Origin of the sequence: Pseudomonas gebzensis (assembly GCF_034427815.1) — a bacterium.
Taxonomy (GTDB): domain Bacteria; phylum Pseudomonadota; class Gammaproteobacteria; order Pseudomonadales; family Pseudomonadaceae; genus Aquipseudomonas.
On the sequence record NZ_JAXQNS010000002.1, the window covers coordinates 112,357 to 132,447 of the forward strand.

General features: G+C 63.5%; 16 protein-coding genes and 1 pseudogene. 12 read left to right on the plus strand and 5 right to left on the minus strand.

What is annotated here, in order from left to right; all coding sequences use genetic code 11:
- Window positions 1-39 precede the first annotated feature (39 nt).
- The 4 genes from SJI00_RS04595 to SJI00_RS04610 all read left to right on the plus strand — a co-directional run bounded on the left by SJI00_RS04595 (window position 40) and on the right by SJI00_RS04610 (window position 4,076).
- Window positions 40-774, plus strand: a complete 735-nt coding sequence (locus SJI00_RS04595; protein ID WP_322460978.1) for an adenosylcobinamide-GDP ribazoletransferase — start codon at window positions 40-42, stop codon at window positions 772-774.
- A gap of 186 nt (window positions 775-960) precedes the next feature.
- Window positions 961-2,073, plus strand: a complete 1,113-nt coding sequence (locus SJI00_RS04600) for a glycoside hydrolase family 5 protein (protein WP_416221003.1) — start codon at window positions 961-963, stop codon at window positions 2,071-2,073.
- Window positions 2,074-2,162: 89 nt separating this feature from the next.
- Window positions 2,163-3,362 carry an MFS transporter gene (locus tag SJI00_RS04605; RefSeq protein ID WP_322460574.1) on the plus strand — a complete coding sequence of 400 codons (1,200 nt, stop codon included), beginning with the start codon at window positions 2,163-2,165 and terminating at the stop codon, window positions 3,360-3,362.
- Window positions 3,363-3,521: 159 nt separating this feature from the next.
- The gene (locus SJI00_RS04610; protein WP_322460575.1) at window positions 3,522-4,076 is read left to right on the plus strand and encodes a glutathione peroxidase; all 555 of its coding nucleotides are present in this window, start codon (window positions 3,522-3,524) and stop codon (window positions 4,074-4,076) included.
- 18 nt (window positions 4,077-4,094) lie between these two features.
- Here the strand turns inward: SJI00_RS04610 and SJI00_RS04615 are convergent, their stop codons facing one another.
- Window positions 4,095-4,349 carry a DUF2798 domain-containing protein gene (locus SJI00_RS04615; RefSeq protein ID WP_322460576.1) on the minus strand — a complete coding sequence of 85 codons (255 nt, stop codon included), beginning with the start codon at window positions 4,347-4,349 and terminating at the stop codon, window positions 4,095-4,097.
- A gap of 115 nt (window positions 4,350-4,464) precedes the next feature.
- Here SJI00_RS04615 and SJI00_RS04620 point away from each other — a divergent pair, with 115 nt between their 5' ends.
- Window positions 4,465-5,394 (plus strand): LysR family transcriptional regulator, encoded by a 930-nt coding sequence (locus tag SJI00_RS04620; RefSeq protein ID WP_322460577.1) that lies wholly within the window; start codon window positions 4,465-4,467, stop codon window positions 5,392-5,394.
- 41 nt (window positions 5,395-5,435) lie between these two features.
- Here SJI00_RS04620 and SJI00_RS04625 read toward each other — a convergent pair whose 3' ends face one another.
- From SJI00_RS04625 to SJI00_RS04635, 3 genes are all read right to left on the minus strand, one after another.
- Entirely contained in the window at window positions 5,436-6,701 is a 1,266-nt protein-coding gene (locus SJI00_RS04625; protein ID WP_322460578.1) for an OmpP1/FadL family transporter, read from the minus strand.
- Window positions 6,702-6,848: 147 nt separating this feature from the next.
- On the minus strand, window positions 6,849-7,331 hold the full coding sequence (locus tag SJI00_RS04630) for a hypothetical protein (RefSeq protein ID WP_322460579.1): 483 nt from the start codon (window positions 7,329-7,331) through the stop codon (window positions 6,849-6,851).
- 250 nt (window positions 7,332-7,581) lie between these two features.
- On the minus strand, window positions 7,582-7,803 hold the full coding sequence (locus SJI00_RS04635) for a hypothetical protein (protein ID WP_322460979.1): 222 nt from the start codon (window positions 7,801-7,803) through the stop codon (window positions 7,582-7,584).
- 946 nt (window positions 7,804-8,749) lie between these two features.
- Between SJI00_RS04635 and SJI00_RS04640 the strand changes: the two are divergent.
- The 3 genes and pseudogenes from SJI00_RS04640 to SJI00_RS04650 form a co-directional block, all read left to right on the plus strand.
- Window positions 8,750-9,067 (plus strand): annotated as a pseudogene (locus SJI00_RS04640) (sel1 repeat family protein); the annotation flags it as partial.
- A 198-nt stretch (window positions 9,068-9,265) separates the two neighbouring features.
- Complete coding sequence (locus tag SJI00_RS04645) at window positions 9,266-10,636, plus strand: DNA recombination protein RmuC (protein WP_322460980.1); 1,371 nt, start codon at window positions 9,266-9,268, stop codon at window positions 10,634-10,636.
- On the plus strand, window positions 10,626-10,757 hold the full coding sequence (locus tag SJI00_RS04650) for a hypothetical protein (protein WP_322460580.1): 132 nt from the start codon (window positions 10,626-10,628) through the stop codon (window positions 10,755-10,757). The genes SJI00_RS04645 and SJI00_RS04650 overlap by 11 nt, the downstream gene beginning before the upstream one ends.
- 92 nt (window positions 10,758-10,849) lie before the next feature.
- Here SJI00_RS04650 and SJI00_RS04655 read toward each other — a convergent pair whose 3' ends face one another.
- Window positions 10,850-14,326 (minus strand): hybrid sensor histidine kinase/response regulator, encoded by a 3,477-nt coding sequence (locus SJI00_RS04655; RefSeq protein ID WP_322460581.1) that lies wholly within the window; start codon window positions 14,324-14,326, stop codon window positions 10,850-10,852.
- A gap of 275 nt (window positions 14,327-14,601) precedes the next feature.
- Here SJI00_RS04655 and SJI00_RS04660 point away from each other — a divergent pair, with 275 nt between their 5' ends.
- The 4 genes from SJI00_RS04660 (at window position 14,602) to SJI00_RS04675 (ending at window position 19,855) form a co-directional block, all read left to right on the plus strand.
- On the plus strand, window positions 14,602-14,913 hold the full coding sequence (locus SJI00_RS04660) for a DUF485 domain-containing protein (protein WP_322460582.1): 312 nt from the start codon (window positions 14,602-14,604) through the stop codon (window positions 14,911-14,913).
- On the plus strand, window positions 14,913-16,574 hold the full coding sequence (locus SJI00_RS04665; protein ID WP_416221004.1) for a cation acetate symporter: 1,662 nt from the start codon (window positions 14,913-14,915) through the stop codon (window positions 16,572-16,574). Before SJI00_RS04660 ends, SJI00_RS04665 begins: the two co-directional genes overlap by 1 nt.
- A gap of 197 nt (window positions 16,575-16,771) precedes the next feature.
- Entirely contained in the window at window positions 16,772-17,251 is a 480-nt protein-coding gene (locus SJI00_RS04670; protein WP_322460584.1) for a CS1 type fimbrial major subunit, read from the plus strand.
- 96 nt (window positions 17,252-17,347) lie between these two features.
- Entirely contained in the window at window positions 17,348-19,855 is a 2,508-nt protein-coding gene (locus SJI00_RS04675) for a TcfC E-set like domain-containing protein (protein WP_322460585.1), read from the plus strand.
- Window positions 19,856-20,091 lie beyond the last annotated feature (236 nt).

Genomic DNA, 20,091 nt, shown 5'->3' on the forward strand with positions numbered 1-20,091 from the left:
TGAACGATGTCCATCACCACACCGCTGGAGCACAGTGACATGCTGCCTGCCTGGATCGCTTTGCAATTTCTCAGCAGCCTGCCGGTGCGCCTGCCGGGCATGCCGACGCCCGCGCAGATGGGCCGCTCGGTGCTGTGGTACCCGGCCGTGGGGCTGCTGTTCGGGCTGCTGCTGTGGGGCGCCAGTGCGCTGCTGCAGGGGGTGATGCCGGCGTTGCAGGCCGCGCTGCTGCTCACCCTTTGGGTGGGGTTGAGCGGCGCCTTGCACCTTGACGGCCTGGCCGACAGCGCCGACGCCTGGCTGGGCGGTTTCGGCGACCGTGAGCGCACCCTGGAAATCATGAAAGACCCGCGCAGCGGCCCCATCGCCGTGGTGGCTCTGATGCTGGTGCTGCTGCTGAAGTTCTGCGCGCTGTGGGCGCTGATCGAGCAGGGGGCAGGGGCCTGGCTGGTGCTGGCGCCCGTGGTCGGTCGGATGGCGTTGCTTGGGCTGCTGCGCGACACGCCCTATGTGCGCAAGGGCGGCTTGGGCGCCGCACTGGCCGAGCACCTGCCGCGTGACCAAGCACGATGGATAATGCTCGGTTGCACCGCGCTCGCCGTGCTGCTGGGCGGTTGGACGGCGCTTTGGGTGCTGCTGCTGGCGTTGGGCACGTACTGCTTGCTGCGCCGGGCGATGTGCCGGCGTCTGGGCGGCACCACGGGCGACACTGCAGGCGCGCTGCTGGAGTTGCTGGAACTGGTGGTGCTGTTGAGCCTCGCGTTGTTGCACTGATGCTCAACAAAAACTGACAGTCATTGCGGAACAGTCTGACGTAGCCCGTAGGCGTCCCGTGGAAACATCGGCCATTGCAGCTGAGTAAGCTGCAAGCCCCTCCACGTACGAGCGCTTGTCATGTTCCGATGGTTACTCGCCTGCGTCTTCTCTCTGGCGGCCTGCCCGGCATTGGCCGCTGACCTCATCGACTTCTGGGACAGCCCACGCCACGGCGGCAACAGCTTCAATCGCTTGCCGCCAGACGGTGTCTATTTCCAGGCCTTGGCGGATTACGGGGCCAGTTGGGTGCGTTTGTCGTACGACAAATGGGCGCCCGCACAGCGGGATTTCCTCCTGGGCGATGCCGACCAGTACCCGGGCTTGGTCAACGCCGATCTGGCACAGTTGATCGAGGTGCTGGACCGCGCTCATCAGGCCGGACTGAAAGTGGTCATCGCGCCGCTGTCACTGCCCGGCATGCGCTGGTCGCAGAACAACGGCGGTGTGTTCGATGACCGTCTCTGGCAAGACCGTCGCTACTGGCAGCAGAGCGCCGACTTCTGGCGCGACCTGGCCCTGGCGTTGCGCGACCATCCGGCCGTGGCGGCCTATAACCTGATCAACGAGCCGGCCCCGGAAAAGCAGGGCGGCCTTGCCGAACATGCTGACCTCGAAACGATGCGCACGTGGTACGCCAGGGAGCAGGGCGGCACCCGCGACCTGCCGGCGTTCTACCGGCAGGTGGTGGCGGCGATTCGTGAAGTCGACCCTACCACCCCCGTGATGCTCGACGCCGGCTGGTACGCTGCGGCTGACGCGCTGAGCTACTGGCCGCAGCCACTGCCGGACCCCCGAGTGCTGTACAGCGTCCATATGTACGAGCCGTATGCGGCGACCAGCGCGCCCAATCTGCTGCGGGCAACACCTTATGCCTATCCGGGCAAGGTGCCGTTCGCGGGTGCACAGCAACGTTGGGATGGGGCTCGCGTGGCGCAGTACCTCAAGCAGCCGTTCGACTGGATCGCCGCGACGGGGGTGCCGCGCAACCGCCTGGTGGTCGGGGAGTTCGGCTGTATGCGGCGTCTGCCGGGGTGTGCTCAGTACCTGGAAGACGTTCTCAGCGTGCTGGACCGCAAGCAGTTGCACTGGGCCTTCTACAGCTTTCGTGAAGACAGCTGGGACGGCATGGACTATGAGCTGGGTACGGACAAGGTGCCGTGGCGCTACTGGCAGGCCATCGACAAAGACGAGCCTGATCCTTTGCCGCGTTTGTCGACCGAAGCGTTCGAGCCCATTGCGCGGCGACTGCGTAAGTAATATTTAGGCACATTTCTCTGGCTTGCACTGTCGAGTGTTTCTAGCCTGTGAGACAGTGCGGCGTCTTGCACGGTCTGGAGAAAACAACAATGACATCCCTCTGGCGCAACAGCGGCTGGGTGCTGCTCGGTGCTGCACTGATCCTCGCCTTGTCGCTCGGCGTGCGGCACGGCTTCGGGCTGTTTCTGGCGCCCATGAGCGCGGATTTTGGCTGGGGGCGCGGCGTGTTCGCGCTGGCCATCGCCTTGCAGAACCTGATCTGGGGTTTGGCCCAGCCGTTCGCCGGCGCCCTGGCCGACCGTTTTGGCGCCGCACGGGTGGTGGTGATCGGCGGGGTGCTGTACAGCGTCGGCCTGGTGCTGATGGGCATGGCCGACTCGCCTTGGTCGCTGTCGCTGAGCGCCGGGCTGCTGATCGGCATCGGCCTGTCGGGCACTTCGTTTTCGGTGATCCTGGGGGTGGTCGGCCGCGCGGTGGCGCCCGAGCAGCGCAGCATGGCCATGGGCATTGCCAGCGCGGCGGGCTCGTTCGGCCAGTTCGTGATGCTGCCGGGCACCTTGGGCATGATCCAGTGGCTGGGCTGGTCGGCTGCACTGCTGGTCTTGGGCCTGTTGGTGGCGTTGATCGTGCCGCTGGTGGGCATGCTGCGGGATCGGCCTTTGCCGAGTACGGGGGACGAGCAGACGCTGGCCCAGGCGCTGCGCGAAGCCTGTTCGCATTCCGGGTTCTGGCTGTTGGCGCTGGGCTTTTTCGTCTGCGGCTTCCAAGTGGTGTTCATTGGCGTGCACCTGCCGGCCTACCTGGTCGATCAGCACCTGCCGGCTACCATCGGCACCACGGTGCTGGCGCTGGTCGGGTTGTTCAATATCGTCGGCACCTACAGCGCCGGCTGGCTGGGCGGGCGGATGGCCAAACCGCGGCTGCTGACGGCGCTGTACCTGTTGCGCGCGGTGGTCATCGGGCTGTTTCTCTGGGCGCCGGTGACTGAAATCAGCGCGTACCTGTTTGGCATCGCCATGGGGCTGCTGTGGCTGTCTACCGTACCGCTCACCAATGGCACGGTGGCAACGCTGTTCGGCGTGCGCAACCTGTCGATGCTGGGCGGCATCGTGTTTCTTTTCCATCAATTGGGCGCATTTCTCGGCGGCTGGCTGGGCGGGATGGTGTATGACCGCACCGGCAGCTACGACCTGGTCTGGCAGCTGTCGATCCTGCTCAGTGTGCTCGCCGCAGCGCTGAACTGGCCTGTGCGCGAGCAGCCAGTGGCGCGCTTGCAGGTGCCGGCATGAAACCTGCGTTCATAGGCCTTGGGTGTTTGGCGGGCGCGCTGTTGGTGTTGCTGCTGGCATGGTGGGGCTGGCAGCGCGGCGGCCTTGCACTGATGCAGTTGGGCATGGGGCAGTGTTAGCCGCTACCCTGCAACGTTCATCACCGAAGAGGATTGGCACATGAAGCAGGCACGATGGTTGGCGATACCGGTACTGGCCTGGACGGCAGCCACCTCTGCCTGGGGCGCGGACTGCCCGGCGCTGCTCCAGGGCAGCCTGCCGGAGCTGCGTGGCAAGGGCCAGATCGACCTCTGCGAGCGCTATGCCGGCAAGCCGCTGGTGATCATCAATACGGCCAGTTACTGCGGGTTCGCACCGCAGTTCGAAGGGCTCGAGGCGGTGTATCAGCAATACCACGGCAAGGGTCTGGAAATGCTCGGTGTGCCGTCCAACGACTTCAAGCAGGAAGACGCCGACAGCGCCCAGACCGCCAAGGTCTGCTACGCCAACTACGGCGTCACCTTCACCATGAGCAAAGAGCAGCCGGTGCGTGGCACCGATGCCACGCCGCTGTTTGCCGAACTGGCTCGGCAGAGCGCCGCGCCGAAGTGGAACTTCTACAAATACGTGGTGGACCGCCAAGGCAAGGTGGTCGGCCAGTTTTCCAGCCTGACCAAACCCGATGATCCGCAGTTCAGGGCGGCCATCGACCAGGCCATCGCCTCCAAGCCCTGAACGCCTGCGGCCCTGGCCTCAGTGTGGATGCACGGTCAGCGCCACCAGACGCACCACCACGGGCCGCACCACCAGTACGCACAGAAAGGCGACCGGCATGGCCAGTTGGTACGCCTTCAGCACATTGCCCAGATAAGCCTCGTTGACCCCAGCGTTGGCAGCGGTGATGACGAAACACATCAGCAGCGCCATGATCGATGACATGTAGAACGCGAATACGTAAGGCGTGGCGTTGGCATGCAGCTTGGTGGGGCGTTGCGCTCGATCGTTCATGTCTGGCCTCCAGAATTCAAGTGAGCGCAGGTTAGCCTGAAGCCGTGGGCGGCAGTAGACCCGTGCTGGTGAGTTCTTTATAAAGGAAAACTTACGAATTACCGGGAAGGCCGGCATGGATCTGCTCAATGCGATTCGCAGCTTCATCAAAGTGGTCGAGGCGGGCAGCATCGCCGGCGGGGCGCGCAGCCTTGGCGTCAGCCCGGCAGCCGTTAGCCAGACCCTGGCGCGCCTTGAACGGCATCTGCAAACGCGTCTGCTAGCGCGCACCACCCGCAGCATGACACTCACACCCGCAGGCGCCCTGTACTATGAGCGGGTACGGCACGTCGAGCGAGAGCTGCACCTGGCCGGGCACGCCATCACTACGGCTGACAGCGAGCCGCAAGGGCGACTGTGCATTGCCTCCACCTCGGCGTTTGGCCGGCATGTGATAGCACCGCTGATCCCGGCATTCAGCGAGCGTTATCCGCAGCTTTCGATAGAGTTGATAACGACTGATCGCAAGGTGAACCACGACCGCGAGGCGGTCGACCTTAGCGTGCGCATCGATGCGCAACTGGACGTGCATTTACTGGCACGGCCTCTGGCGCGGATTCCGTTCACCTGCTGCGCATCGCCCGGTTATCTGGCGGCGGCGGGGCACCCCGCGACGCCCGAGGCTTTGCGCGACCATCGCTGCCTGGCGTTTCGCTATCCAGTCGATGGCCGCTTCCTGCGTTGGGGGTTCGTGCGTGATGGGGTGCGTTTCGAGGCGCAGTTCGACCGCGTGCTGATCAGCGATGACATCGATGCGCTGGCGCACATGGCTGTGCACGATGGCGGCATTGCGCGACTGGCCGACTTCATCGCCCGGCCACATCTGGACGCTGGGCGCCTGGTGCCGTTGTTCGAGGCACACCAGCCGGGGCAGGCCTACGCCCAGACCGAGCCGATGACTGTGTATCTGTGCGTGCCTGATCGTTTTGCGCTGACGCTCAAGGTCAGGCTGTTCATGGATTACCTTCACCAACATATCGGGTCGCGCTGGCCCGTTCAGATGTGAAAAAGCCGCCCGGAGGCGGCTTTTCATCAGGTAGCGATGGCTCAGAAGCGGTAGGTAAGCGAGGCGCCCAGTCCGTGTGCGCTGTTCTCGTACTTGGCCTGGTAACGCCCTTTGGTTGCGCTGACCTGGTTGACCTTGGTGTCTTCTTCCCACAGGTAGGAGTAAGCCACGTCGATGGTCATGTCCTCGGTCGGGCTCCAGCCGGCGCCCATGCTGAAGATCTTGCGATCACCCGTGGGGATGCGTGGAGAACGATCGTGGTTGTTGGTCGGTGACTGGTCGACCGAGAAGCCGGTGCGCAGCGTCCATTCCTTGTTGACCTTGTACGATGCGCCCACGGCGTGCGCCCACGTGTCGTGCCAGTTCTGGTCTTCCTTGATGGTATTGAAGGCCGAGCCGAGCAACGGCCGTGGGACATCGTTCTGCACGGTGATGTCTTCGAGGCGGCTCCAGCGTGTCCAGGTAGAGCCGGCATAGAGTGTCCATTGGTCATCCAGCTCGTGGGTGATCGACAGATCGACCGATTCCGGCGTTTTGATCTTCAGCGAGGCATCGAACTTGCTGCCACTGAGCGGCCCGATGGCCGTGGAGTTGACGCGGGTCTTGCCTTCGAGCTTGTAGTCCACCATGGAGTGGTAGGTCAGACCGATGCGCGTGCGATCGGTGGCCTGGACCAGCAGGCCGACGTTGTAGCCGACTGCCGTGTCATCACCCTTGATCTTGACTTCGCCGTCATTGCGGCCCGGCGAGCGCGGGTTGATGAGGTTCGAGCCCAGTTCGCCTTCAATGCGGTTGAAGGTTGGGCCGAAGCCGATCGAGACCTTGTCGTTGAAGGCATAGCTGACGGTGGGCTGGAAGGTGATGACTTCGACATGGCTTTTCTTGCCCCAGTACCGGGCAGCGTCGTCGCTACCGTAATCGGTGACCAGGCCGAAGGGTACGTAGACACCGAAGCCGACGCTCCAGTGGTCATCGATGGGGCGCACGTAGTAGCCCATGGGTACACCTACCAGCGGCACCATGTCGCCATCGGTTTCCCCGCCCAGGTTGCTGCCGGGCCCCGATATGTCGGTCTTGGCGATAACAGCCGCGCCGCCGACGGTGACTTGCTGGCGTTTGAGGCGCGACATGCCGGCAGGGTTGCCGTACACGGTGCTTGCATCATCGGCAGCGGATGAACGACCCGCGAAACCCGTCCCCATGCCGCTGACGCTTTGTTCGTTAAGCGCGAATCCGGCGGCGAACAGCTGGGTCGATGCGAACGCAACGGCCATGCCGAGGGAGGTTTTGAGCATTACTCTTTTCATTATTAGAAAACTCCTTGGGATCTCCGGGGCGAAACGCTACCAACAAAAATCACGCCGCGCTAGCGATGTTATCGCGGACGATCGAGTGATTTTGTAGGACAATCCGACCAGAACCTTCCTGTTTCTGTGAGGTTTGTAGGACGCTTCTTAAACAGCATGTGAAATCGTCGGATTTATGCAGTTTTCCCACGCATTCAGGAAATCCCGAAGACGACCATGGGGACTGAATATTTGTCGCCAAATGCGTGCCTGGCCGATGACGTCGTCGGCAGCCGGCAAGGTGGGGGTGTGCTGTTCGATCATCATCCAGGCGATGGCCGTGGCGTAGCGCAGGTTGACCGTCAGTTCAAGATGCGGGCCGCCGAGAAAGGCGTGCTGGCTGGCGAGCCCGCGAACCAGGCTGGCCATGTCGGGGTCACGCGCCAGGAAGTGATCCCACAACAAGGTGTGGCGGCTCTCATCGATGCGGTACAAACCATGCCCGCGGCGGTCGTGCAGGGCTGAGCCAAGGGCAGACTGGCTGGCGGCCACGCCCAACAGCAGCGCTTCGGCGCTGGCACAATGTCGATTGAGGTAGACCAGAGTCGGTCGGATGACGTACTGGCTCAACTCCTTGGCAGCAATACCCATATTGCCCTCGCACTGAATAAGTGCCGACGGACGCTGGGGGCTTGGCAGCAGGAGAAGAATCAGGCCCGTCGGAAGCGGTGAGCACCGCTCGAGTTGAAGTGTAGTGTGATAATCATGCGGTAAAGGGCTGTTTTTAAATCGATTACTGCCTGACGATCCGGGCTATATGCTCGCTGGCGATTAACCCGTGGAGCATCAGGCAGTTAACGATGGCTGGCATTCAGTGGCTGAATGGCCAGGTATTCGCCGGTCATGCGGTCAGCGATTGACGGGCGCGTTCGATCACAGCCTGCAGCGGGGCTGCGGTGCTGTATTGCTCGACGTACAGACGCTCGGTGTGACAAGCGATGCCGTTTTCGTCGACCAGCGTAAAACTGAAGCTGTCCTTGCGCGGGGCGAGGATCAGGCAAGTCAGTGGAGCGAATGCCTGGGAAAGGGTTCCGAAGGCGGATTGGATATGATGAGTTGTCATTTTTTTGAGGTTCCTGCTCAAGACACGGGATTCGATCCGTGCACTATATAAACGTTCCAGTGACGCCATTATTAAACGGCGAAAAACCTGGCTGGAACAAAAGCAGCCAGAAAGGCGCTAGCTAGAGGTGCGCTGGGCTGACTGGTAGGTACTTCGGAAGGTGGGCAACAAGCCAGGGCTAAGGTTCATGCCTCTGGTGAAGATCCCGATCAATTATTCAGTTGATTCGCGCTGCATCAGCGATTGGCTGTGAGGGAAATCATCGAGTGCGTCCGGTCCTGGTTTCAGCGAGGGTGTCAGGGTTGACAACAAAGATCGCAAGGACGCGGCGGTTGGAATTGACGTTCTGCTTGGGTACTAACGAGGGCCACCTTACCTCACAAAAACACCTTGGGCAAGGATTATTTGCAGTCACGGAAAGCCGGCCATTATGGCGCTAAACGCGATGCCTGAAAAGACCCTTGGAAACCCCGAAACGGCCTTCAAAGCCCCCGCCCTGCGCAAAAACTGCCGTGCAGCAACACTTGTGCACATTTGCTGTGCTAGTGGATTTAAACACTGCCCCAGACCATGGCCATTCGCCAATGCCTTGACTGCCTCTTTAAGTCAATGAAAAAAAACACTATTTTCTGCTGGTGAAAAAATCGTCAGTTTGACTACAAGCCCCATTCCATAAGGGTTTGCGGGCCTAGTAGGGGGGTTGTCCACCGAGTTATCCACAGCTTCTGTGGATTGTCGCGGGCGCTTGCTCTAGCACGGGCACCTTGCAGGTTGGTGACGCGTCACAGGGCGAAGTCCGCCTTGATCACGCCCTCACGGCAAGCCACAAAAAAACGTCAAGAAATGATCATCAACGTTTTCTTTGCGCGGCCAAATGGCCCCGAGCCTTCGGTCGCAAAAAAGAGTAGAGTGGCGCGCTTTTCCAAAATGCTGTTGCTCCTCGCCCATGATGCCTCGCGATAAAACCGCCCCCAACGCCACTTTCCCCATCGCCCGTGCGCCTGAACGTCTGTCGCTGAAGGTCGCGCTATGGCTGCTCGACAGCCCCCGCTTGGGCGACAAACCGACGGTCAAGCACTTCGCCGGCCGCCTGCTCAAGCAGCCCGCCCGTCAGGGCGTGGTGGTGGCGCAGAGCCGCCTGGGCCGTTTGCTTTGCCATGACTGCGGTGGCGCCCGCGACCGCCGCATAGGCCATGAGCTGCTGCGCCAGGCCGCCCGGGCGGGCGATCTTCAGGCCCAGGACGCCTACGCACAGCTCAGCCAGACGCCGTAAACCTGCGCAGGCAGGTTCTGCCGGGGCCGAGCTGATAAGCTGGGCGCTTTTCCCTGGCAAGCCTTTGGAGTCGTCATGGCTGTGGACCTCACCAGCATCCTGCTGGGCTTTATCGTCGCTGCCATTCCCTGTCTGGGCTGGGCCTTGCAGACGCAGCGGCGGCTGGCGGCGGTGCAGGCGGACAACGCTCTGACGGCCGAGCGCCTGACCAGCGCCCAGTTGGCTCAAGCCGGGTTGCAGACCCAGCTCGAAGCCAGCCGCGATGAGGTCAGCGACCTCAGTGAAGCCAACGGCCTCAAGCAGGCCAACCTGGCAGCCCAGCAGCGCGAGCTGGAACTGCTGCAGATCGAACGCGACAACGCCCGCGACGCCGCCCATGCCTGGCAGCTCGAACGCAGCAGCCGGGAAGCCGAACTGCGCCGGCTCGAAGCGCAAGCGGCACGCCTGGAAACCGAGCTCAGTGAGCAGCAGGAAAATCACCAGCAGCGTCTCGAAGACCTGCAGCAAGCCCGCGACACCTTGCGCGCGCAGTTCGCGGAAATGGCCACGAAGATTTTCGATGAACGCGAACAGCGCTTCGCCCAGACCAGCCAGCAGCACCTGGGCCAATTGCTCGATCCGCTCAAGGAGCGCATTCATGCCTTTGAAAAGCGCGTTGAGGAAAGCTACCAGCAGGAAGCACGCGAGCGCTTCTCGCTGGGCAAGGAGCTTGAGCGCCTGCAACAGCTCAACCAGCGTTTGTCAGACGAGGCCACCAACCTCACTCAGGCCCTCAAGGGCCAGAAAACCCAAGGCAACTGGGGCGAGCTGATCCTGGAGCGGGTCCTGGAGCACGCAGGCCTCGAGAAGGGCCGCGAATACCAGACCCAAGTCAGCCTGAAAAGCGCTGATGGCGAGCGTTTCCAGCCCGATGTGCTGATCCTGCTGCCGGGCGACAAACAAGTGGTCATCGATGCCAAGGTCAGCCTGACCGCGTACCAGCAGTACGTCAGCGAAGCTGACACTGGCCGTGCGCAAGCAGCCCTCAAGCAGCATGTGCAATCGCTGCGCAGCCACGTCAAAGGCTTGTCAGGCAAGGACTACAACCGCCTGGAGGGCTTGCACAGCCTGGACTTCGTGCTGCTCTTCGTGCCCATCGAAGCGGCTTTTTCGGCGGCGCTGCAGGCCGAGCCGAACCTGTTCCAGGAAGCCTTCGACAAGCAGATCGTGATCGTCAGCCCCACCACCTTGCTCGCCACCCTGCGGGTCATCGACAGCCTGTGGAAGCAAGAGCGGCAGACTCAGAACGCCCGGGAGATCGCCGAGCGGGCAGGGTGGCTGTATGACAAGTTCGTGCTGTTCATCCAGGATCTGGACGAGCTGGGCAACCGTCTGCAGCAAGTCGACAAGGCCTATGCGGCAGCGCGCAACAAGCTTTGTGAAGGGCGCGGCAACCTGGTCAGCCGCAGCGAACAGCTCAAGTTGCTCGGCGCGCGAGCCAGCAAAAGCCTGCCGGCCCAATTGCTGGAAAAAGCCATGACGCAAGAGGCGGTCAGCGCACCCAGCTCAGATGGCGATTGAACGAGCCTTGCAACGCAGCCGGCCTTGGCAGGACGCCGAGGCCTTGGGCATCCGGCGCAGCGATGCCGACAAAGCCCCCACCCACCAGACCGTCAGCGCACCCAGCTCAGAGGGCGACTGAGGCATGCCCCCAACCCAGTCGGCGTGAGGCTGAACTGGATGCATCGGGTGTCAACGAAACGATGCTCCGGCAACGCATCCACCCGCACACCGTCAGTGCACCAAGCTCAGGTGACGATTGAGCAGTGCTCGCAACGCAGCCGGCTTGAGCGGTTTGGGCAAATAATCCAGGCCTGCGGCATGCACCTGAGCGATGGTTTCGCTGCGCCCATCGGCGCTGATCACCACGCCCGGCACCGGCTCGCCCAGGCGCGTGCGTAGCCAGGCCATCAGCTCGGTGCCGGTATCGCCTTCGTCCAGGTGGTAGTCCACCAGTGCCAGGTGCGGACGCACGCCGGCCTCGAGCAATGCCTGGCACTCGGTGCGACTCCCAGCCGTCCACACCTGGCAGCCCCAGCGGCTGAGCAGGCTGGTCATCCCCACCAGAATGCTCGCTTCGTTGTCCACGCACAGCACCTGCAGCCCGGCCAGCGGCTGGCCATTCTGTTCGGCCAGGGCAGCAGCGATCACCGCCGGCGCCCGGGAGATCGGCACCGCGACGCGGAACACGCTGCCCTTGCCCGGCCACGAGCGAACCTGCAGCTCATGGCCGAGCACGCGGCACAGGCCATCGGCGATCGCCAGGCCCAGCCCGAGGCCCTTTTCGGCGCGGGTCTGATGGCTGTCCAGGCGTTTGAACTCCTCGAAGATCACTTGCAGTTTGTCGTCGGCGATGCCTGGGCCGCGGTCCCAGACTTCCAGCCACAGCCGCTCGCCATCACGCCGCGCGCCCAACAGAATCGGGCCCTTGCCGTAACGCAGGGCGTTGGTGAGGAAATTCTGCAGCACGCGGCGCAGCAGCTTCATGTCGCTGCTGACCCGCAGGCGGCTGCCGCGCAGGCGAAATGCCAACTGTTTTTCGGCCGCCAGCACGGTGAACTCGGCACCCAGGGTGTCGAACAGCTCGCCCAGGGCGAAGGGCTTGATGTCCGGGGTGATCTTGCGATTTTCCAGGCGCGAGATGTCCAGCAGGTCGCTGATCAGCTCTTCGGCCGAGCGCAGCGAGCTGTCCAGGTGCTGCACCAGTTGCCGGGCGTCGTCGGTCAGGCCGTCGTCCTGCTGCGACAACGCCGCAGAGAACAGCCGCGCGGCGTTGAGCGGCTGCATCAGGTCATGGCTGACGGCGGCGAGAAAGCGCGTTTTCGACTGGTTGGCGGCTTCGGCCTGGCTTTTGGCTTCAGACAACGCCTGGTTCAGCTGCGACAGCTCATGGGTACGTTCGGCGACGCGCTGTTCGAGGCTTTCGTTGGCGTCCTTGAGCGCCTGCTCGGCGTTACGGAAGGGGGTGATGTCGGTAAAGCTCATGACGAACCCGCCGCCCGGCATCGGGTTGCCGATCAGCTCGATCACCCGGCCATTGGGGAACAGCCGCTCGGAGGTGTGCGCCCGGCCCTGGCGCATCCAGTGCAGGCGCCGCGTCACATGCACCTGCGCCTCGCCCGGGCCGCACAGGCCGCGTTCGGCGTTGTAGCGGATGATGTCGGCGATGGGCCGGCCCACGCCGATCAGGCCCTCGGGGTAGTTGAACAGCTCCAGGTAGCGGCGGTTCCAGGCCACTAGATGAAGGTTCTGGTCGACCACACTGATGCCTTGGTTGATGTTCTCGATGGCCCCTTGCAGGAGCGCGCGGTTGAACTGCAGCACCTCGGAGGCTTCGTCGGCGATGCGCACGACGTCTTCGAGCTGCATGTCGCGGCCTTCGATGGCGGCCTTGACCACCGCGCGCGTGGAGGAGGTGCCGAGCACACCTGCCAGCAGCCGCTCGGTGTGCTCGATCCAGTCGCCGTCGGCGTTCTGGCTGGGGTTGAAGCGCTTGTCCTGCAGCTGGGCGAAACGCATGAAGCTCTGCCGTGCGCGCTCTTCGCCGACGAAGCGCGCTGCCAGATTCAGCAGGTCGTCGATCTGCACCGCCAGCAGCGAGCGGTTGCCCGGCCGCGCACTGCTCTGCTGGCCGATGAAGCGCCCGGCCTGCCAATGCTCGGAGACCCGCGTACGCGACAGCATCGAGACCCAGGCGAACAGGGTGAAGTTACCGGCCAGCGACAGCACCACGCCCTGGGTCAGCGGGCTGATCGGCAGGTTCAAGGGGTTGCCGTGCAGCCATTCGAGCCCTGGGAACAGCGCCAGCGACCAGCCCAGGCTGTGCGCGGTGATGGGTAGCACCAGGGTGTAGAACCAGAGAAAGGTGCCGGCGGCCAGCCCGGCGAACACACCGCGGCGGTTGGCTTGCTTCCAGTACAGCGCGCCGATCATGGCCGGGGCCAGCTGGGTGACGGCGGCAAAGGCGATCTGCCCGATGGTTGCCAGGCTCGCTGTGGAGCCCAGCAGCCGGTAGCTGACATAGGCCAGCAGCAGGATCACCACGATGGTCACCCGGCGCACCGAGAGCATCCAGTGGCGGAACACCTCGAACGGCCGCTCGGCGTTGTTACGCCGCAGCAGCCAGGGCAGGAGCATGTCGTTGGAGACCATGGTCGACAGCGCCACCGCTTCGACGATCACCATGCCCGTGGCCGCTGAGGCGCCGCCGATGAACGCCAGCAGCGCCAGGCTCGGGTGCGCCTCGGCCAGCGGCAGGCTGATGACGAACGAGTCCGACATCACCGTGCCTGGCAGCAGCATCTGCCCGGCCAGGGCAATCGGCACCACGAACAATGCGGCCAGGGCCAGGTACAGCGGGAACACCCAGCGCGCCATGCGCACATCGTGTGGGTCGATGTTTTCCACCACCGTGACGTGGAACTGCCGCGGCAGGCAGATGATCGCCATCATCGCCACGCAGGTCTGCACGATCATCGATGGCCAATTGATGGTTTCTTCCCAGTAGTGCTCCAGGTGCACCGACTGCCGGGCCTGGGCGAACAGGTCATCAAAGCCGTCATACAGATTGAACACCACGAACACACCGACTGCGAGAAACGCCAGCAGCTTGACCAGGGATTCGAAGGCAATGGCCAGTACCATGCCGCGGTGGTGCTCGGTGACGTCCAGGCTGCGCGTGCCGAAAACGATGGCGAACAGCGCCAGCACCAGCGACACCACCAGGGCGGTGTCCTGCACCCGCGTGCCGGTGGCGTCGGCGCTGGCGCCGATCAGCAGGTTGACGCCGAGCACGATGCCTTTGAGCTGCAAGGCGATGTAGGGCAGCACGCCGACCAGGCAGATCAGCGCCACCACGACCGCCAGGGTTTGCGATTTGCCATAACGGGCGGCGATGAAGTCGGCGATGGAGGTGATGTTTTCCTGCTTGCTGATCAGCACCATCTTCTGCACCACCCACGGTGCGCCGATCAGCAGCAGGATCGGCCCGAGGTAGATCGGCAGGAACGCCCACAGCTGTTCGGCGGCCTGGCCCACGGCACCGAAGAACGTCCAGCTGGTGCAGTACACCGCCAGCGACAGGCTGTACACCCAGGCGCGCAGGCGCGGGGGCAGGGGCGTACTGCGCCGATCACCGTAGAAGGCGATGGCGAACATGATGGCCATATAGGCCAGGGCGACGACGGCGATCAGCCCGCTGGACAACGACATGACAACTCCGCAGGGCAGGAAAACACTCGGCTCAGAGGCGTGAAGTCTGGCATGCCAGGGGCGTTTGCGTCAGTGCCGACGAAGGTCGCAGTGGCGTGGGGTCGCAGCGCCGAGGGGCGATCCCACGGCCGATCGGCGGCCCTTGCGGTGCTGCGCTTTGTTACCAAACCCGCAACACACCGTTGCATCTAAGACTAAGGTCGTCTGGTTGGCTTTACCGCTACGCCTAAAGTTGACACGGGTATTCCCTAATCTGTGCTGCTAGGACAAAAACAATGAACGACAGCATTTATCTCTCGATACAGAACAGTCCGCGGTTCAAGGAACTGGTGCGTAAACGTGAGCGTTTCGCCTGGATTCTTTCAGCGATCATGCTCGGCCTCTACAGCGGTTTCATCCTGCTCATCGCTTACGGCCCGCATTTGCTGGGCGCCAAGATCAGCCCTGAGTCATCGATCACCTGGGGCATTCCCCTGGGCGTCGGTTTGATCGTTTCGGCTTTCATCCTGACCGCCCTCTACGTGCGCCGTGCCAACGGCGAGTTCGATGACCTGAACAACGCCATCCTCAAAGAGGTGCAGCCATGATGCGCATTGCCACCTCCGTAACGGCCCTGGCCCTCAGCGCCCTGGCGCCTGCCGCCTTCGCCGCCGATGCGCTCACCGGCGACGTGCACAAGCAACCCCTGAACGTGGCGGCCATCGCCATGTTCCTGGCCTTCGTGCTGTTTACCCTAGGCATCACCTACTGGGCCTCCAAGCGCAACAAGTCGGCGGCTGACTACTACGCCGCAGGCGGGCGCATCACCGGCTTCCAGAATGGCCTGGCGATTGCCGGTGACTACATGTCGGCGGCGTCCTTCCTGGGTATTTCCGCATTGGTGTTCACCTCCGGCTACGACGGCCTGATCTACTCCATCGGCTTTCTGGTCGGCTGGCCGATCATCCTGTTCCTGATCGCCGAGCGCCTGCGCAACCTGGGCAAGTACACCTTCGCCGACGTGGCCTCCTACCGCCTCGGGCAGAAACAGATCCGCACCCTGTCTGCCTCCGGCTCGCTGGTTGTGGTGGCGTTCTACCTGATCGCGCAGATGGTCGGTGCCGGCAAGCTGATCCAGCTGCTGTTCGGCCTGGACTACTACGTGGCGGTGATTCTGGTCGGCATTCTGATGTGCATGTACGTGTTGTTCGGCGGCATGCTGGCAACCACCTGGGTGCAGATCATCAAAGCGGTGCTGCTGCTCTCCGGCGCCACGTTCATGGCCGTGATGGTGATGAAGCACGTCGGCTTCGACTTCAACACGCTGTTCTCCGAAGCGATCAAGGTGCACGCCAAGGGCGAAGCGATCATGAGCCCGGGCGGGCTGGTGAAAGACCCGATCTCGGCATTCTCCCTGGGCCTGGCGCTGATGTTCGGCACCGCTGGCCTGCCGCACATTCTGATGCGCTTCTTCACCGTGTCTGACGCCAAGGAAGCCCGTAAGAGCGTGCTGTATGCCACCGGCTTCATCGGTTACTTCTACATCCTGACCTTCATCATCGGCTTCGGCGCGATCCTGCTGGTCAGCACCAACCCGGACTTCAAGGACGCTGCAGGTGCCTTGCTCGGCGGCAACAACATGGCGGCGGTGCACCTGGCCGATGCCGTGGGCGGCAGTATCTTCCTGGGCTTCATCTCGGCCGTGGCGTTCGCCACCATCCTCGCCGTGGTTGCCGGCCTGACCCTGGCTGGCGCTTCGGCGGTGTCCCACGACCTGTACGCCAGCGTGTGGCGCAAGGGCAAGGTCAATGACAAGGATGAAATCCGCGTCTCGAAGATCACCACCGTGGCCCTGGGCGTCCTGGCCATTGGCCTGGGCATCCTGTTCGAGAAGCAGAACATTGCCTTCATGGTCGGTCTGGCGTTCTCCATTGCCGCCAGCTGCAACTTCCCAGTGCTGCTGCTTTCGATGTACTGGAAGAAGCTGACCACCCGCGGCGCCATGATCGGCGGCTGGTTGGGCCTGATCAGCGCAGTGGGCCTGATGGTGCTGGGCCCGACCATCTGGGTGCAGATCCTTGGGCATGAAAAAGCCATCTACCCGTACGAGTACCCGGCACTGTTCTCGATGCTGATTGCCTTCGTCGGTATCTGGTTCTTCTCGATCACCGACAAGTCCGAAGCCGCAGAAAAAGAACGCGCGCTGTTCTTCCCGCAGTTCGTGCGATCGCAGACCGGCCTGGGCGCCAGTGGGGCGGTGTCTCACTGATCGTCACGCCTTGAACGCAGAACGCCCCGCTCGCCGGGGCGTTTTTGTGTGTGAATGATGGCCATAAGCTGGCGCTGGGAAATTTCCGAAGCTCGCTCGGAACGGTCTTACTCAAGCAGCTGCCGCCACCCTGAATACTCTCCTTGCTTGCTAAGGCGTCACTTGGCAGGTGCCCCCCATTCAAGGAGATCAGATTCGTGAAACGTACGTTGCTTGCCCTTCCTCTGGCACTGTCCTTCGCCAGCGCCGCCTTTGCTGCTCCCGATCCGATCGAGAAGCAAGTCCAGGTCACGGCCGTGGTGCCCACGGCCGCGTTCTATGTCGAGCCGGTCGGTAGCGACTGGATGAACGATCCGCAGGAGCTGCCGTGGAATCCGACCCGGGCCACGTTCGGTGAGATCCGCCATCAGGTGCAGGCCAAGAGCACCGTCGGCTCGATCAGCGGCTACCTGCTCAATGCGCCGGTCCTCACCAGCGGCCTGGACACCATCGATCTGAACGTGAAGGTTGGCGCCACTGACCTGGACATCACCCCCAATGAAATCCTCACCGCCGCTCAGGCGTTGCCGGGTGCGGTGATGGACTTCGTCATCACCGCCAAGAACCCGGCCAATGGCTCCTTCACCCCCGGCAACTACCAGGGCCTGGTGAGCATGATGTTCGAAACCGCGCCATAACCCGATCGCCCCTTACGCCTTTTCCATCCCCCTTGCCCTCCCTTGCCCATGGCCTGCGCCATCGGGCCGGGCAGGGCATTGCTTACAGGCAGGGCCATGAGTCGATTCCGTTTCTTTATCTTGCCCTGCGGGCTCTGGCTGCTGCTCATCGCCGGGCTGCCCACAGGCCTTGCATCAGCCGCCACGGCGCCAGCGGCACTGGGCACCCTGGCCCAGGCCAAAGGGCTGCCCCAAGAATTCCAAGCGCATTTTTTCGACGTGCCGCTGGCTGTGCGCGTCGAACTCGACGGCCGCTACCTGGGCGACGCCATGGTGGTGCTCAGCCGCGACGAGCGCGTACAGCTGCTCGAATTCACCGACACCCAGGAAAGCCGCGAACCTGCTGCGCTACGGCGGCGTTGGCAACTGCGCCTGGCCGAGGGCTTGCCCTTGGGCGAGTGCGAGGCGAACTGCCCGGACAGCTTGCGCGCGATCCACTACAGCCTGGTCAACTCGCAGCTCTCGTTGCTCACGAGCGAGGCCGAGAGCAGCGGCCAGGTCGCGCTTTACCACGCGCTGCCCGAACACGGCAGCTATGGCCTGCTGCTGCGCAACCAGCTCAACCTGGTGGGCAATGGCGGGCAGACCAGTGGCCGCTATGCGGTACAGGGCCAGGGCAGCCTGGGCGCCTGGACCACCTTGGCCGATGCGCAGCTCGACCGCGGCAGCGATGCCCGTGACGGCACCCGCTACCGCCTCGATCAGTTGTACGCCGAGCGGCTGGTGGACGAGTATTTCTATCGCCTGGGCTATTTCACGCCGAGCGCCCAGGGCCTGACTCGCCAGCCGCGCTTGCTGGGCAACAGCCCCGATACCACCCTGGGGCTGATGTTCGGCAGCAGTGACAGCCTGCTGATCGACAGCGGCCAGCCCAGTTCCACCCCGGTCTATGTCACCCCCAATCGCCAGGGCATCGCCGAGGTCTACCGCAACGGCGTGCTGATCAACAGCCAACCCGTGCAGCCGGGTTTGCAGACCCTCGACACCCGCGTGCTGCCCGGCGGTATCTACCAGGTCGAGGTACGCCTGATCGAAGACGGCCAGGAGACCTCGCGCAGCGAAGCCTTCATCTATAAACCCTCGAACTGGAGCAACACCCAGAGCCGCTGGCGCTACAACCTGTTCATGGGCCAGCAGACCAGCGCCCTGAGCAACTGGGACGATAGTGAGCACGACAGTGTCAGTGGCGGTGCCATCGTCAACTACCTGCTGCACCCACGCGCCGTGCTGGGGCTCTCGGCGCAGCACGTAGACGCCACGATGCAGTACGCCACCTCGCTGGACTGGGACGTACGCGATCGCTTCAAGCTGTACGCCAACCTCAACCAGACCCAGGGCATTGGCAACGGCTACGACCTGCAGGGCATTTTCAATCATCAGACCGGTTCGGTGGTGCTCAGCCACAACCGCGCATGGACCTCTCCCAGCCATGCTGCCAGGGGGGCGTTCGAGCGCCAGGCAGAGGTCAGCCAGTCGTCACTGTCGCTGAGCCAGCGCCTATCCTCGCGCAGCACCGCGACGCTGCGCGTGTCCCACAGTTCGGGCGCGAACGAGGGCCTGGGGCTCGATCTGGGCTGGACGCAATTCACCACCCTGGCGGGCTCCAACGCCAGCTGGCGCTTCTCGGTGTTCGACCGCCCTGGCAGCCTCAGCACCGCGCAGGCGCGCAACCGTGGGGTCAACTTCAGCCTGAGCATGAGCCTGGGCAGCCCCGGTCGGCGTCTTGCCGCGACCTTGGGCAGCCGCACCTCGCGTGACGGTGAGCGCGACCACAACGTGTCGCTGGCCTACCAGCAGGACGTCGACTACGGCGCGTTGCGCACCCTGGGCGCGACCGCGAGCGTCGACCGCTACGGCACAGGGCTGGGGGGCACTGCCCAGTTCGAAAGCAACCATCTGAACGGCGATGCCTACGCGCAGACCTCGTCCTACAACGGTGAGCTGAGCGCGGGCCTGAACCTGCAGAGCGTGGTGGCGCTGGGCGCTGGCAAGGTTGCCGCCAGCGGGCAGTTCCTCGCCCACGACGCAGGCCTGATCGTGGATGTGGAATCGGACATCGACGGTCTGGAGCTGCGCGCCGATGACTTCCAGGGCATGAGCGCCATCCTGCGTCCCGGGCGCAATGTGGTGCCGGTGGCGGCCTACCGGCCCGGCCAGGTGCAGGTCGACTTCAAGGACAGTCAGGCACCCTCGGCGGTGATCCAGCCCAATGGCTTCGATTACCACCTCAACCGTGGCGGCATCGACTACCGCCAGGTGCGGGTGATGCGCACGGTCACCGTGCTCGGGCGTCTGCTCGATGAGCACGGTGCGGGCCTGAGCGGTGCGCAACTGATCAACCATGCCAGCCGCAGCGTCAGCGAGCCAGGCGGCTACTTTGCCGTGGAAATGAGCGAATCCACGCCCGTGCTGGAAGTGCGCCTGGCCGGTAATGCGTTGTGCCTGCTCAGCCTGCAGCCTGACCAGTTCACCCGGGAAAACGATGTGCTGATGGCCGGGGATCAGCGGTGCCAGCCGCAGAGCTTGGCCGATGCGAAGGTGCGGCGTGATGCGGGAGGTTCCTGATGGACATTCACCACATGGGTGCGGAGCCAGCACGGCGTCGCCAGAGGCCGGCGTTCGTGGCGAACGGGTCTGCCTGCGACGTGCACCCGACGCCTGGTACCGGGCGTGCGGGTCAAGCGCCGCCGAACGCCAACAGCCCCTGGGGCGCTGCACCGCAGCGCCCGGCGGCGGTAGTCGCACAATGCGGTTAACAAGCATCAAGCCCCCTATGACTGTAGGAAATTTCCTGAATTGCA

Coding starts and splice junctions, on each gene's coding strand:
- SJI00_RS04595 (WP_322460978.1), top strand. CDS start 40: ATGCTGCCTGCCTGGATCGCTTTGCAATTTCTCAGCAGCCTGCCGGTG.
- SJI00_RS04605 (WP_322460574.1), top strand. CDS start 2,163: ATGACATCCCTCTGGCGCAACAGCGGCTGGGTGCTGCTCGGTGCTGCA.
- SJI00_RS04610 (WP_322460575.1), top strand. CDS start 3,522: ATGAAGCAGGCACGATGGTTGGCGATACCGGTACTGGCCTGGACGGCA.
- SJI00_RS04615 (WP_322460576.1), bottom strand. CDS start 4,349: ATGAACGATCGAGCGCAACGCCCCACCAAGCTGCATGCCAACGCCACG.
- SJI00_RS04620 (WP_322460577.1), top strand. CDS start 4,465: ATGGATCTGCTCAATGCGATTCGCAGCTTCATCAAAGTGGTCGAGGCG.
- SJI00_RS04625 (WP_322460578.1), bottom strand. CDS start 6,701: ATGAAAAGAGTAATGCTCAAAACCTCCCTCGGCATGGCCGTTGCGTTC.
- SJI00_RS04630 (WP_322460579.1), bottom strand. CDS start 7,331: ATGGGTATTGCTGCCAAGGAGTTGAGCCAGTACGTCATCCGACCGACT.
- SJI00_RS04635 (WP_322460979.1), bottom strand. CDS start 7,803: ATGACAACTCATCATATCCAATCCGCCTTCGGAACCCTTTCCCAGGCA.
- SJI00_RS04650 (WP_322460580.1), top strand. CDS start 10,626: ATGGCGATTGAACGAGCCTTGCAACGCAGCCGGCCTTGGCAGGACGCC.
- SJI00_RS04655 (WP_322460581.1), bottom strand. CDS start 14,326: ATGTCGTTGTCCAGCGGGCTGATCGCCGTCGTCGCCCTGGCCTATATG.
- SJI00_RS04660 (WP_322460582.1), top strand. CDS start 14,602: ATGAACGACAGCATTTATCTCTCGATACAGAACAGTCCGCGGTTCAAG.
- SJI00_RS04665 (WP_416221004.1), top strand. CDS start 14,913: ATGCGCATTGCCACCTCCGTAACGGCCCTGGCCCTCAGCGCCCTGGCG.
- SJI00_RS04675 (WP_322460585.1), top strand. CDS start 17,348: ATGAGTCGATTCCGTTTCTTTATCTTGCCCTGCGGGCTCTGGCTGCTG.